Genomic DNA, 13492 nt, shown 5'->3' with positions numbered 1-13492 from the left:
GACATGGCAACCATTCTGTTATCTGCGGCAGGGGCCGCGATTGGCGGGGCGGTGGGCGGCACCGCGCTTGGCCTGTCGTCCGTGGCGATTGGGCGCTTTGCCGGGGCGGTCATTGGCCGTTCGATTGACCAACGTCTGTTGGGCCAGGGATCGGAGGTGGTCGAGACGGGGCGCGTGAGCCGTCTGCGCCTGACTGGCGCGGGCGAGGGGGATGCCATCCCGCAGGTTTACGGGCGCATGCGCGTTGGCGGGCAGGTGATCTGGGCCACCGAGTTTCGCGAGAACGTGACCGTAACACAGGGCAGCCGGGGGGGCGGCAAGGGCAATCCGCGTCCCGCCACGCCAGACACGCGCGCGATCAGCTATTCGGTGAGCTTGGCGCTGGCGCTCTGTGAGGGGGAGATTACCCGCGTCGCGCGGATCTGGGCGGATGGAACAGAGGTCGCCCCTACAAGCCTAAATATGCAGGTCTACAAGGGCGCGCGCGATCAATTGCCCGATCCCCGGATCGAGGCGGTCGAGGGGGCGGGCAATGTGCCCGCCTATCGTGGCACGGCCTATGTGGTGATCGAGGATCTCGATATTTCGCAGTTTGGCAATCGTGTGCCGCAGTTCAGTTTTGAGGTGTGTCGCCCGTCTCAGGCCGAGACGCCGGGTGCCGCGCTTGATCCGGTGCGGTCAGTGCGGGGCGTGGCGATGCTGCCGGGCACGGGCGAATATGCGCTGGCTACAACGCCGGTCACAATGAATTTCGGTCTGGGCGCAAACGGAATCGCCAATATCAACAGCCCCTCAGGGCGCTCGGATATGGCGACGGCGCTGGAGGCGCTGGTTGAGGAATTGCCAGCCTGCCGGGCCACCTCATTGATCGTGAGCTGGTTTGGCGACGATCTGCGCTGTGGAGTTTGCCAGATCAGGCCACGAGTAGAGCAAAAGAAATTCGAGGCGTCGAACATGCCGTGGCAGGTCGCTAGCCTAGGTCGTTCAGGGGCAGGTGAGGTGCCCAAGGATGCGCAAGGCCGCGAGGTTTATGGCGGCACGCCGACCGATCAGGCGGTGATCGAGGCCATTCTGGCGCTGCAACAAGCGGGGCAGGAGGTGCTTTACTACCCGTTCATCCTGATGGAGCAGCTGCCGGGCAACGGCCTGCCTGATCCGTGGAGCGGGGCCGAGGATCAGCCCATTCTGCCATGGCGCGGGCGGATCACCACATCCAAGGCGCCGGGGCAGGTTGGCAGCCCGGATCAGACGGCGGCGGCAGAGGCAGAGGTGGCGGCGTTTTTTGGCACTGCGCGCGCGGCGGATTTTACGGTGACACCGATTGCGGCGCAGGTGGAGGAGAGCGCCGGAACCGGCGCGTTGGATATTCTGAGTTTTGGTGGTGCGCTCAAGCGCAGCCCGGTGGCCTATCACGGGCCGGATGAATGGTCTTATCGCCGCTTCATTCTGCATCAGGCGGCGCTTTGTGCGGCTGTGGGCGGGGTCGAGAGTTTCTGTATCGGGTCGGAAATGCGCAGCCTGACGCAGGTCCGGGGCGCGAATAACAGCTTTCCGGCGGTGGTGCAGTTGATTGCCTTGGCGGCTGAGGTGCGCGCGCTGCTGGGACCGGAGGTCAAGATCAGCTATGCTGCGGATTGGTCTGAATATTTCGGCTATCAGCCGGGGAATGGCGATCGGTTTTTTCACCTCGATCCGCTGTGGGCGGATGCCAATATCAATTTTGTCGGGATCGACAATTACATGCCGCTCAGCGATTGGCGCGAGGGGGATGAGCATCTTGATGCGCGCGATTGGCCGTCGATCTATGATCTGGACTATCTACAAGCCAATATCGAGGGTGGCGAGGGCTATGACTGGTTTTACCCAACGTCAGAGGCGCGCGCGGCGCAACGCCGGGTGCCGATCACCGATGAGGTGTTCGGTGAACCTTGGATCTGGCGGTTCAAGGACCTGCGCAACTGGTGGGAACACCGGCATTTCGAGCGGGTGGGGGGTCTGCGCGCGTCAGAGCCGACCGCCTGGGTGCCGCAATCGAAACCGATCCGGTTCACCGAATATGGCTGTGCGGCGGTGGACAAGGGCAGCAATGAACCCAACAAGTTTCTTGACCCAAAATCTTCTGAATCAAGTTTGCCCCGCCATTCAACAGGGCAGCGGGATGAGCTGATTCAGATGCAATATCTGCGCGCCATGGCCGCCTACTGGAATGATCCGGCGCGCAATCCGCAGTCCGAAGAATACGCGGGGCGAATGCTCGACATGGATCACGCCTATGTCTGGGCCTGGGATGCGCGGCCCTATCCCTATTTTCCGGGAAATCTCGAGCTTTGGTCAGATGGTGCGAACTATGCGCGCGGGCATTGGATCAATGGTCGGGTCAGCGGGCGTCGGCTTGCGGATGTCATGGTAGAAGTGGCGGCGCGGGCGGGTCTGCGGGATCTTGACACAAGCCGAACTGAGGGTTTTTTGCGCGGGTTTCTGGTGGATCAGGTGGGTGCCGCGCGCGCGACCTTGCAACCTTTGATGCTGGCCTATGGTCTGGATGCGATCGAGCGGCACGGCGTGCTGCAATTTCGGGCACGCGATGGCCGGGCGGATCATGTGGTTGATCTTGATCTGGTGGTGCGCGATCCGGAATTGGGCGGCGTCATCGAGGAATTGCGCAGTAGCGATCTAGAGTTGGCGGGCCGGGTCCGGCTGCGGTTTCTGGAGGCGGATGCCGATTATGAAGCGATTTCAGAAGAGGCCATTCTGCCCGACGAGGTGACCCATGCGGTGGCAGCCTCGGAAATGCCACTTGCGTTGACGCGTTCTGAGGGGCGGCAGGTGGTGGAGCGGTGGCTCTCGGAGGCGCGGGTGTCGGTGGATACGCTGCGCCTGACCTTGCCGCCGTCGCGGCTGGACGTTGGGGCAGGAGATGTCATTGCCCTGCCCAAGGGGGGGATGGTGCGCGGTTCCGCATCGACCGTATCGAGCAGATGGGCAATGCGCAGCGTGTCGATGCGGTGCGGATCGACCCCGAGAGCTATCGGCCGATCCTGATTGAAGAGAACCCGACGCGGCTGCGCCCCTTTGTGGCACCGGGACCGGTGACGCCGCTCTTTCTTGATCTGCCGCTCTTGACCGGCGATGAGGTGCCGCATGCGCCGCATATCGCGGCGCTGGCCAATCCCTGGCCCGGTACGGCGGCGGTTTACTCGTCCGCCGAGGATGCCGATTACCGGCTTAATACCCTGATTGCGGCACGCAGCACGGTGGGGGTGACGCAAACTCCGCTTTTGCCTGCGCCGATGGGACGGATCGACCGCGGGGATGGGCTATTCGTGCGGATGCGGTTCGGGACGCTGGAAAGCGTGGGAGATACGGCGCTTTTGAATGGCAGCAATCTTTGTGCCATTGGCGATGGCACCCCGGGGGGATGGGAGCTGTTTCAGTTCCGCGATGCCGAGTTGGTGGCACCGGACACGTATATTATGCGCCATCGGCTGCGGGGACAGTTGGGGACTGAAAGGGCTGGCGGTGGTGTCTGGCCTGCGGGATCGCTTGTCGTACGCCTGAATGGTGTGCCGCAACAGATCGAGTTGACCGAGGCACAGCGCGGGCAAGCGCTGCATTACCGGATCGGGCCGGGGGGACGACCCGTGGATGACCCGAGCTTTGCCCATGCCATTTTGGCCTTTGATGGGGTGGGCCTGCGACCCTATGCGCCGGTGCATCTGAGGTTCACGGAGGCGCAAGGAGATTTGACCGTGACGTGGATCAGGCGCACGCGGATCGGCGGGGATCGTTGGGATACGCCCGAGGTGCCGCTTGGCGAGGAGAGCGAGCGCTATCTCTTGCGGGTGATGCGAGGGGCGCAGGTCTTGCGCGAGGTCACTCTGGAACGCTCGGATTGGGTTTATCAGCAAGCGGCACGCGTGGCCGATGGGGCAGATGCGGGCAAACGGATCGAAGTTGCTCAGCTCTCAGCGAGTTTCGGAGCCGGTACATTTGCAACCCGTGATCTCTGAGATGCCCAGTGTGTGTTTGCGTATTTGTAGAACGGTAAAGCAGGGGCGGGGAGTGATCCCGCCCCGTAAAAATCAGCTTGAGGTTTGTGGCACGCAGCTACTGGTCGCCGCATCCCATGCGGTGCCTGTAACGCAGGAAATCGCCTGTTTCTGTTTGCTGTAGTTACAGCCCCCCGTTGCCAAGGCAAGGCTGGGTGTCACGACAAGCGCGAGGGCGGCCAATCCGAATTTCAACTTCATCATATGTCTCCCTGTTGGACAGGGGTTCAGGCTATCACGATTCCCCGAAAACCCGCGCGAAAATCGTGTTCACATGCTTTGTATGATAGCCCAAGTCGAATTTTTCAGCAATTTCTGCCGGGCTGAGGGCGGCAGTGACCTCTGCATCATTCAGCAACTCGGTTTTGAAGTCACAGCCGGTTTCCCAGACCTTGAGCGCGTTGCGCTGCACAAGGCGATAGGCATCCTCGCGGCTGACGCCGGCTTGGGTCAGGGCCAATAGAACGCGCTGCGACATCACAAGGCCGGGAAACTTGTTCATATTGGCCATCATGTTGTCAGGGTAGACCAAGAGCTTGTCGATGACATTGGTCAGACGTGCGAGGGCGAAATCGAGGGTGATGGTGGCATCCGGGCCAATCATGCGCTCGACCGAGCTGTGCGAGATGTCGCGTTCATGCCAGAGGGCCACGTTTTCCATCGCGGGCACCACAGCCATGCGGACGAGACGGGCGAGGCCGGTGAGGTTTTCAGTCAGCACCGGGTTCTTCTTGTGTGGCATGGCGGAAGAGCCCTTTTGCCCCATCGAGAAAAACTCGGCCGCTTCCAGAACTTCGGTGCGCTGCATGTGACGGATTTCGATGGCGACATTTTCGATGCTGCTGGCCACGACACCAAGAGCGGCAAAAAACGCCGCGTGGCGATCGCGCGGGATCACTTGGGTGCTGATTGGCTCTGGCGTCAGGCCTAGTTGGGCGCAGACATGCTCTTCGACGCGCGGATCGACATTGGCAAAGGTGCCGACGGCACCGGAAATCGCCCCTGTCGCGATCTCTTCGCGGGCGGTGTGTAGGCGGCGCAGGTTGCGCTGCATCTCGGCGTAGAAGCGGGCAAAGGTCAGCCCCATGGTGGTGGGCTCTGCGTGGATCCCATGGCTGCGGCCGATGCGCAGGGTATCCTTATGTTCGAATGCGCGACGCTTGAGGGCGGCCAAAAGCCCCTCCATATCCGCAATCAGGATGTCGGCGGCACGGGTCAGCTGGATGTTGAAACAGGTATCAAGCACGTCCGAGGAGGTCATGCCCTGATGCACAAAACGCGCCTCATCGCTGCCTACATGCTCTGCCAGATGGGTAAGAAAGGCGATGACGTCATGCTTGGTCTCGGCCTCGATCTCGTCGATGCGGGCGACGTTGAACTCCACGTCCTTGGCTTTCCAGACCGCTTGGGCATTCTCACGCGGGATGACGCCCAGGTCAGCCATGGCATCACAGGCATGGGCCTCGATCTCGAACCAGATGCGGAATTTGGTGGCAGGTTCCCAGATGGCGACCATGTCGGGACGGGAATAACGAGGTATCATGCGGCGATCCTTGAGCAGACTAAGGGGATTTGCCGCGCTTGTAGTCGCAAGAGGGGGGCGCGGCAAGCCGCGCTGCGGCCCCTTGGATCAGGCCGCCAACAGCAGGATCGGCAGAAACGCGAGCGCCAAGGCCCCAAAACCGAAATCGCCGCCACCGCCACCGCTGTCATCGGCATCGCCGGCTGCGGCTGCGGAGTCTGGGGCATCCTCTGGCTCTTCGGCGGGGGGCGTTGTCGGGATCAAGCTCTCGCTGCTGCCGGATCCTGAACTGCCGGATTGGAAGAAATCTGCGAAGTTGAGGACATTGTCGACGACCTGATTGTCGCTTTCCTCGACGTCGATTTCGTCTGACTCCTCGGGGGTGTCGGCGACCATACGGGCCAGTTCGGCGGTAAAGACGGGGTTGAGCATCTCGATCATCAGGATCTCGTAGGGCGCAAGGTCTGCGATCAGGATGCCGTCCTCGATCAGGTCTTGTGGGTTCTCGTTGGTCACAACGGGTTCGGCAGTGGACTCGCTTGGGTTTTCGCCCTCAGCCACGCCTAGGCGCGTGATCGTAACGTCGCCCAAATCGCGCAGGATGCTCATAAAGTCCACGACCTCTTCGCTGGGTTGGTCGCTGGTCGAGGCAAGGAACGTGACCAGGCGATCCGGGGCATAGAACACATGCACATCCGCTGTTTCGCCCGACAGCTCCGTCTCGCGCCCTTCGCTTCCTGCAAGGCCGAGAGGGCGGGTGCCAGGCAAGGTTTCGTTCAACAGGCGGAACATTTCGCCGGGTACACGGATATCTGCATCGCCTTCGCCATCAGCCAGACCCGTGCGGCTATTCATCTGGAGGGGCCATACATGTGCCGCATCGACACCGCCCCAAGAAAACGCCTCAAGCACATTGAGCATCTCATGCGCTTGTTTCAGGCCGAACTCTTCTTGTGGGTCCTCGGACACCGAGCGTTTCAGGTTCCATTCAGTTGCATAGATATCCAGCCCCGGCATTTCCTTGAGCCAGGTGTCGGCAATCTGCGACAGTTCGAAATAACGGCTGTTGGGGGTGTCGGCCCCCTTGGAGTAGATATGGGCAACAACGCCGTCGATGGCGCTTTGCTCTGCGACGGTGTCGAACTCGTTGAGGATGATGGCATTGGCGACCTTGGCCCAAGCCACATCGCCAGAGGAATAGATGTATTCGTTTTCCGAAAGGTTCAGGTCATATGTTTCATTGAGCTCGGCAAGTTGATCTTCTCCGGTTCCTGAAAACAGGTTTGAAAGAGCGAACCGGCCATAATTCGTGCCCATCTGGACCAGAATATCGGTTTCCGAGAGATGCTCCGCGTCGGGGTGGCTGCGGATTTCGTCCTTGACGATGACGGCCATTTCCGAGGCGAGGCGGCCATATTCAAAGGTGTTCATGCCACCGCTGCCCCAATATTCATTGCCAATTTCGATGGCCTGAATATCTGCGGCTCCGTAGCGTCCGTCGAACACATCCTGCAGGAAGCTGCGCAGCGCGGGTTCGTCGATATCGGGCAAGCGATTGCCCTCTGCGTCTACCTCGGTGCTGAGAAAGTGCCGCGTGGGCAGAACGATCGTGACTGCGATCCCCTCTTCCTCGGCAAAGCCCAGAGCATCGCTGATCGGCAGAAATGATGTTGCTTCGCCGGTCTCGGAGTTGACCACGATATCGTTATCCGGGTTGCGGATGTCGAAGTAATACTCGGTTAGGCTGCCGCCGGGGTAGCGGATATGTTCCACGCCAAGTGTGCGGGCAACGTCATCATAGGTGCCCTCGTCCCCAACGCGGTCCCTCAGGGCAAGCGCGTTGCCGCCGAAATGCGCCTGTGTAAAGGTCGTATCGGACAAGTAACCCGCTGAAATCGTAAATGGCATTCAAACCCCCGGCATCGATATTTGCCGCCAGAGCGTGCCGTTCTTCGGTTTGGATGGTCCGTACCAAGGTGGCGAAAACTCTCGCAGTCCTTGGAATTTCTAAAGAAAACAGGGATTTATGATACTACTCCGCCGGATAGGCGATGCTTCCGGATAGGGTGTTAACCATATTTGCGAGCTTGGTCCGAATGTTGCATTTTCCTGCCCCTCGGCACGGATGACCGAACTGCATGCTGGGTGCCGTCACGCTAAAAAATGTATCAAAAACAGGTCAATGAATGTGGCCGACCGGTTGGTTGCCAAATTGAACGCTGATTGAGCCGCCAGATGCACGGGTGAGACATTTTTGCCGCCGCGCTTGGTGCCCGACGCCAGCATTCAGAGAATCATCTGGGGTTTATCGGCGTTCGATACCCTCAACACCCCGTATTGCGCCGCCCCCGCCGCGCCTCTATATCCGGCGCCATGTTGGATACTCTTTCAAACCGCCCCGATCTTCCGGCTGAGATTGCCCGCCGCCGCACGTTTGCGATCATTTCGCATCCAGATGCGGGCAAGACGACGCTGACCGAGAAGTTCCTCTTGTACGGGGGCGCCATTCAGATGGCCGGGCAGGTGCGTGCCAAGGGAGAGGCGCGGCGCACGCGCTCTGACTTCATGCAGATGGAGAAGGACCGGGGCATTTCTGTGTCGGCCTCGGCCATGTCGTTTGATTTTGGTCGGTTCCGGTTCAACCTTGTAGACACGCCCGGCCACTCGGACTTTTCCGAAGATACCTATCGCACCCTGACCGCCGTCGATGCGGCCGTCATGGTGATCGACGGGGCCAAGGGCGTTGAAAGTCAAACGCAGAAGCTGTTCGAGGTCTGCCGGTTGCGCGATTTGCCGATCCTGACCTTTTGTAACAAGATGGACCGTGAAGCGCGCGATACGTTCGAGATCATTGATGAAATCCAGCAGAACCTTGCCATTGACGTAACCCCGGCAAGTTGGCCCATCGGTATGGGGCGCGATTTTGTCGGCTGTTATGACATGCTGAACAACCGTCTGGAACTGATGGACCGCGCCGACCGTAACAAAGTGGCAGAGTCGATCAAGATCGACGGGCTTGATGATCCGAAACTGGCGCAGCATGTGCCCGCAAACCTTATCGCCAAGCTGCGCGAGGAAATCGAAATGGCGCGCGAACTTTTGCCCGCGCTCGATCCGCAGTCGGTGTTAGAGGGCCATATGACGCCCATTTGGTTCGGCTCAGCGATCAACTCGTTTGGCGTCAAGGAATTGATGGATGGCATTGGCGCCTATGGCCCCGAGCCGCAGGTGCAAAAGGCCACTCCGCGTGCGATTGCCCCCGAAGAAACTGCCGTGACCGGCTTTGTCTTTAAGGTGCAGGCCAATATGGACCCCAAGCATCGCGACCGTGTGGCCTTTGTCCGCCTCGCCTCGGGGCATTTCAAACGCGGCATGAAGCTGACGCATGTGCGCTCGAAGAAACCTATCACCGTCTCGGCACCGGTGCTCTTTCTGGCGGCGGACCGTGAATTGGCCGAAGAGGCTTGGGCTGGGGACATCATCGGTATCCCCAACCATGGCCAGTTGCGTATCGGGGATACGCTGACCGAAGGGGAAGCGCTGCGCGTGACCGGCATCCCATCCTTTGCGCCAGAGCTTTTGCAGCAGGCGCGGGCAGGTGATCCGATGAAAGCCAAGCATCTGGAAAAGGCGCTGATGCAATTCGCCGAAGAAGGTGCCGCCAAGGTGTTCAAGCCTGCTTTTGGCTCTGGCTTTATTGTGGGCGTGGTGGGGGCGCTGCAATTCGAGGTGCTGGCCAGCCGGATCGAGCTGGAATATGGTCTCCCAGTGCGGTTTGAGGGCTCTCAGTTCACCTCGGCCCGTTGGGTATCTGGCGACAAGCTGGCGGTCGAAAAATTCACTGCTGCCAACAAGCAACATATCGCCCATGATAATGATGGCGACATCGTCTATCTTACGCGCCTGCAGTGGGACATTGATCGGGTTGCGCGCGACTATCCAGATGTCACGCTGACCGCGACCAAAGAGATGATGGTCTAAAGGTCGCCTTGGCCTAGAGCATATGCCCCGATTTCGCGGCCTTGGTCGCGAGATAGTGATGATTATGCGTGTTCTCGCCCAGTTTCAGCGGCACACGCTCGATCACGTTGATGCCGTTCTGCTCCATCATCGCGATCTTGGCGGGATTGTTGGTAAGAAGCCGCACCGAGGAAAAGCCCATCAGCGACAGGATGCGCGCACCGATGCGGAAATCGCGTTCGTCATCTTCAAACCCAAGGCGATGATTGGCTTCGACCGTGTCGAACCCCTGATCCTGCAAGCTGTAGGCACGCATCTTGTTGGCAAGGCCAATGCCGCGCCCCTCTTGGTTGAGATACAGCAGCACGCCGGCACCTTCGGCCCCCATCTGCGCCAGAGCGCCGCGCAGCTGAGGTCCGCAATCGCATTTCAGGCTTCCCATCAGGTCGCCGGTGAAACAGGCGGAATGCAGCCGTGCCAGCACGGGCACGGCGCGGTCAGGTTGACCGATTTCGATGGCGTAATGTTCCTCGCCACCATCCTCGGGGCGAAAGATATGCAGACGCCCCGCCTCTGACACGGCAAGCGGCAGGCGCGCGCTGACCACCGGATGCAGCGGGCTTGTCAGTTCGAGTTGCGGTGCCGCGGCTGTATCAAGCAGGGTCAGCCCATGACGGCGCGCGAATTCCACGCCCTCCGTTAGTGGCAGCACCAAGGCGGCGGGCAAAAGCCGCGACGATTTCACAAGGCTCAGCGCCAGCCGGTGTAGATCGACCGCGCCCCCGCGCTCGGAGGTCAGCGGGCCTTTCATCGGGCTTTTGAGATCATCCGCCGGGTCCGCAACCGACAAGATCCATCCCAGAGAGACATCGGGCGGAAGAATAACGCGCGCGAGATCATCATCATAGGCCCGCGCCTTGAGCGTGGTGGCCCGGCGCGCAGTAATCGCCAGAACCGGAGTGCCGCCCAATGCCCGCAGATCCGCAAGCCGCTGCGCCTCAAGCGTTTCGGCCGCCATGATGAGTGCCGCACCTCCGCGCCCGCTTAGCACCACGGGCACGCCCATGCGCAGATCGCTGCGTGCGCGCGCGGCAATTTCAGTGAGATCCGGTGCAAGGCTCATGCGGGGCTCCTGTTTATCAGTCCAACCGTGATATAGTCTTTTGTAATGAATGGAAAGAAACGCTCGCGCCGCAACACTAGGGCGTGAGTGGAATGTTGCACATCTTGCCGCGACGCTGCTTGTACCGCATGTTCGACGAAACAAGAGGAAACCGAGATGGGACAAGTCAAAAAAATTCTTCTCGTGGATGATGACGACGACCTGCGCGAGGCGCTTGGCGAACAGTTGGTCATGACCGAGGATTTCGACGTCTTCGAGGCGTCAAGCGGTACCTCTGCGCTGAGCAAGGTCAAGGACATGATCTATGACCTTGTGATCTTGGACGTGGGGCTTCCGGATACTGATGGGCGCGAACTGTGTCGCCTGATGCGCAAGCAGGGAATCAAGGCACCGATTCTGATGCTCACCGGGCATGACGGTGACGCGGACACGATCCTTGGGCTTGATGCCGGGGCCAATGACTATATCACCAAACCTTTCAAGTTCCCGGTACTGCTGGCCCGTATCCGTGCGCAATTGCGTCAGCATGAGCAGTCTGAAGACGCTGTGTTCCAGCTTGGACCCTATACGTTCAAACCGGCGATGAAGATGCTGATCACCGAAGATGATCGCAAGGTAAGGTTGACGGAAAAGGAAACAAATATCCTTAAGTTTCTGTATCGTGCGACGGAAGGCGTGGTTCCGCGCGATATCCTGTTGCACGAGGTTTGGGGCTATAACGCGGGGGTTACGACCCATACTCTTGAGACGCATATCTACCGGCTGCGTCAAAAGATCGAACCCGATCCCGGAAATGCGCGGCTTTTGGTGACGGAATCGGGCGGCTATCGGCTTGTTGTCTAAAAGGCACGGTTCTTTGACCAAGATCAAAGTCGTATCTGCGGTTGAGCTTTAATCTGCTATTATCCGTTATGTGTGCGGTTACACACATGAACCTCCCTGTTGGACTGCCCCGGCCCCTGTGCCGGGGTTTCTTTTTGTTCTGGCGCTCGGCTCTGTCTGGGGCAATCGCGGCTGGAATCCTTGGACGCATCGCTTTAGTGTCCCGGCGAATCCGCACGGGAGATGCCAGATGTCCTTTACCCTCGCCACATGGAACATCAATTCAGTGCGTCTGCGTGAAGGACTGGTGGCGCGCCTGATGCAGGAAGAGGGGCCTGATATCCTCTGCCTTCAGGAATGCAAAAGCCCGGTTGATAAGATGCCGCTCGAGGGCTTTGCCGCCCTTGGCTATGCCCATGTCGTCGCCCGTGGGCAAAAGGGCTACAACGGAGTGGCGATCCTGTCCAAATTGCCCATCGAAGAGGTCGGCGCGATGGACTTTGCGGATCTCGGCCATGCAAGGCACATTGCGGGCCGGCTGGAAAATGGTGTTGTGATCCACAATTTTTACGTGCCTGCAGGGGGCGATGTGCCTGACCGGGCGGTGAATGACAAATTCGGCCAGAAGCTCGATTATCTGACGGGCATGCGCGATTGGTTCCGCGACAGCCGTCCCGAAAAGGCGATCCTTGTGGGGGATCTCAACATCGCCCCGCGCGAGGATGATGTTTGGAATCATAAGCAACTGCTCAAAATCGTAAGCCACACCCCTGTTGAAGTGGATCATCTGAGCGCGGTGATGGCGGCGGGCGGTTGGCAGGATGTTACGCGCGCCGACATTCCCGAGGGGCAGCTTTATAGCTGGTGGTCCTATCGCGCAGCCGATTGGGACGCCGCGGATAAAGGGCGCCGGCTTGATCATGTCTGGGCCACAGACGACATCGCCACTTCGGCGCATTCCAGCCGCATCCTGCGTGGCGCGCGAGGCTGGGAGCAACCTTCGGATCACGCGCCGGTGTTCGCAACATTTGATCTTTGACTCCGCCCGCCACGCCCTCATATAGGGGGCAAATCTCTTAAGGAGGCTGAACATGCTGGAACTGGGTAAAACCAAAAGTGCCCCCGCGGCGGGCGACCTGATCAAGGATGTGTCCGAGGCCAGCTTCATGGCGGATGTCGTGGACGCATCGCAAACCGTGCCGGTGATCGTCGATTTCTGGGCCCCGTGGTGCGGTCCTTGCAAAACGCTTGGTCCGGCGCTTGAGGCTGCGGTGACCCGCGCCAACGGTGCGGTCAAAATGGCCAAGATCAATGTCGATCAGAACCAGATGATTGCAGGCCAGATGCGGGTTCAATCGATTCCAACCGTCTATGCCTTTTGGCAGGGCCAGCCGATTGACGGTTTTCAGGGTGCCGTGCCTCCGTCAGAGATCGAGGCGTTCGTCGCGCGCGTTATTGCAGCCGCCGGGGGCGAGCCTGAGGATGGTTTGGACGAGGCGCTTGATGCCGCCGACGAGATGCTTGAAACCGGCGCTGTGGCCGATGCGGCGCAGACCTATGCCGCAATTCTGCAAGAGGACCCGCTGAATGCGCGGGGCTACGCGGGCCTTGCCCGTGCCCATATGGCGCTAGGCGAGTTGGATCAGGCCGAAGCGATCCTAAACGGTGCCCCGGCAGAAATCAGCCACGCCCCTGAAATTGACGCCGCCCATGCGCAACTGGCACTGGCACGTCAGGCGCAAGATGCCGGACCTGTCAACGAGCTGCGCGCCGCCGTTGAGGCAGACCCCGCGAACCTTCAGGCACGATTTGATCTCGCGCAGGCGCTTTATGCCAACGGGCAGGCGCAAGAGGCGGTGGATGAATTGCTTGATCTATTTCGGCGGGATCGTGAGTGGAATGATGGCGCGGCCAAGACCCAGCTTTTCACCATCTTCGAGGCGCTCAAACCGAATGATCCGGTCTTGCTGAGTGGGCGGCGGAAATTGAGTTCGATGATATTTGCCTGAACCTATG

The 13492-nt window shown here is 59.9% G+C and carries 8 protein-coding genes and 1 pseudogene; 5 read left to right on the top strand and 4 right to left on the bottom strand.

Annotated elements, in window-relative coordinates; translation table 11 throughout:
• The first annotated feature begins 3 nt into the window (after nucleotides 1-3).
• Nucleotides 4-4010: pseudogene (locus ACLGGT_RS19400) on the top strand (baseplate multidomain protein megatron).
• A gap of 72 nt (nucleotides 4011-4082) precedes the next feature.
• Here ACLGGT_RS19400 and ACLGGT_RS19395 read toward each other — a convergent pair.
• From ACLGGT_RS19395 to ACLGGT_RS19385, 3 genes are all read right to left on the bottom strand, one after another.
• Nucleotides 4083-4250, bottom strand: coding sequence for a hypothetical protein (locus ACLGGT_RS19395; protein WP_157132423.1), 168 nt, complete (start codon nucleotides 4248-4250; stop codon nucleotides 4083-4085).
• A 34-nt stretch (nucleotides 4251-4284) separates the two neighbouring features.
• Nucleotides 4285-5592 carry an adenylosuccinate lyase gene (purB, locus tag ACLGGT_RS19390; protein WP_008282334.1) on the bottom strand — a complete coding sequence of 436 codons (1308 nt, stop codon included), beginning with the start codon at nucleotides 5590-5592 and terminating at the stop codon, nucleotides 4285-4287.
• Between the two features lie 87 nt (nucleotides 5593-5679).
• Nucleotides 5680-7479 (bottom strand): type I secretion protein, encoded by a 1800-nt coding sequence (locus tag ACLGGT_RS19385; RefSeq protein WP_437197289.1) that lies wholly within the window; start codon nucleotides 7477-7479, stop codon nucleotides 5680-5682.
• Nucleotides 7480-7944: 465 nt separating this feature from the next.
• Here ACLGGT_RS19385 and ACLGGT_RS19380 point away from each other — a divergent pair, with 465 nt between their 5' ends.
• Nucleotides 7945-9552 carry a peptide chain release factor 3 gene (locus ACLGGT_RS19380; protein ID WP_437197288.1) on the top strand — a complete coding sequence of 536 codons (1608 nt, stop codon included), beginning with the start codon at nucleotides 7945-7947 and terminating at the stop codon, nucleotides 9550-9552.
• A 13-nt stretch (nucleotides 9553-9565) separates the two neighbouring features.
• On the opposite strand, the gene ribA is transcribed toward ACLGGT_RS19380, so the two are convergent.
• Entirely contained in the window at nucleotides 9566-10654 is a 1089-nt protein-coding gene (gene ribA, locus ACLGGT_RS19375) for a GTP cyclohydrolase II (RefSeq protein WP_437197287.1), read from the bottom strand.
• Nucleotides 10655-10810: 156 nt separating this feature from the next.
• Between ribA and ACLGGT_RS19370 the strand changes: the two genes are divergently transcribed.
• From ACLGGT_RS19370 to ACLGGT_RS19360, 3 genes are all read left to right on the top strand, one after another.
• Entirely contained in the window at nucleotides 10811-11497 is a 687-nt protein-coding gene (locus tag ACLGGT_RS19370; protein ID WP_081506428.1) for a response regulator transcription factor, read from the top strand.
• A 229-nt stretch (nucleotides 11498-11726) separates the two neighbouring features.
• Nucleotides 11727-12515, top strand: coding sequence for an exodeoxyribonuclease III (locus tag ACLGGT_RS19365; RefSeq protein WP_437197285.1), 789 nt, complete (start codon nucleotides 11727-11729; stop codon nucleotides 12513-12515).
• Nucleotides 12516-12567: 52 nt separating this feature from the next.
• The gene (locus ACLGGT_RS19360) at nucleotides 12568-13485 is read left to right on the top strand and encodes a thioredoxin family protein (protein ID WP_151979049.1); all 918 of its coding nucleotides are present in this window, start codon (nucleotides 12568-12570) and stop codon (nucleotides 13483-13485) included.
• The last annotated feature ends 7 nt before the right edge of the window (nucleotides 13486-13492 follow it).

The organism is Roseovarius sp. MS2, assembly GCF_051447875.1.
GTDB lineage: Bacteria > Pseudomonadota > Alphaproteobacteria > Rhodobacterales > Rhodobacteraceae > Roseovarius > Roseovarius mucosus_A.
Note: the sequence above shows the minus strand (reverse complement) of the source record. Positions and strands in the feature narration are given on the sequence as shown.

What these genes read in the sequence shown, in the direction of transcription:
- ACLGGT_RS19395 (WP_157132423.1), bottom strand. Translation starts at nt 4,250, where the DNA reads ATGAAGTTGAAATTCGGATTGGCCGCCCTCGCGCTTGTCGTGACACCC.
- purB (WP_008282334.1), bottom strand. Translation starts at nt 5,592, where the DNA reads ATGATACCTCGTTATTCCCGTCCCGACATGGTCGCCATCTGGGAACCT.
- ACLGGT_RS19385 (WP_437197289.1), bottom strand. Translation starts at nt 7,479, where the DNA reads ATGCCATTTACGATTTCAGCGGGTTACTTGTCCGATACGACCTTTACA.
- ACLGGT_RS19380 (WP_437197288.1), top strand. Translation starts at nt 7,945, where the DNA reads ATGTTGGATACTCTTTCAAACCGCCCCGATCTTCCGGCTGAGATTGCC.
- ribA (WP_437197287.1), bottom strand. Translation starts at nt 10,654, where the DNA reads ATGAGCCTTGCACCGGATCTCACTGAAATTGCCGCGCGCGCACGCAGC.
- ACLGGT_RS19370 (WP_081506428.1), top strand. Translation starts at nt 10,811, where the DNA reads ATGGGACAAGTCAAAAAAATTCTTCTCGTGGATGATGACGACGACCTG.
- ACLGGT_RS19365 (WP_437197285.1), top strand. Translation starts at nt 11,727, where the DNA reads ATGTCCTTTACCCTCGCCACATGGAACATCAATTCAGTGCGTCTGCGT.
- ACLGGT_RS19360 (WP_151979049.1), top strand. Translation starts at nt 12,568, where the DNA reads ATGCTGGAACTGGGTAAAACCAAAAGTGCCCCCGCGGCGGGCGACCTG.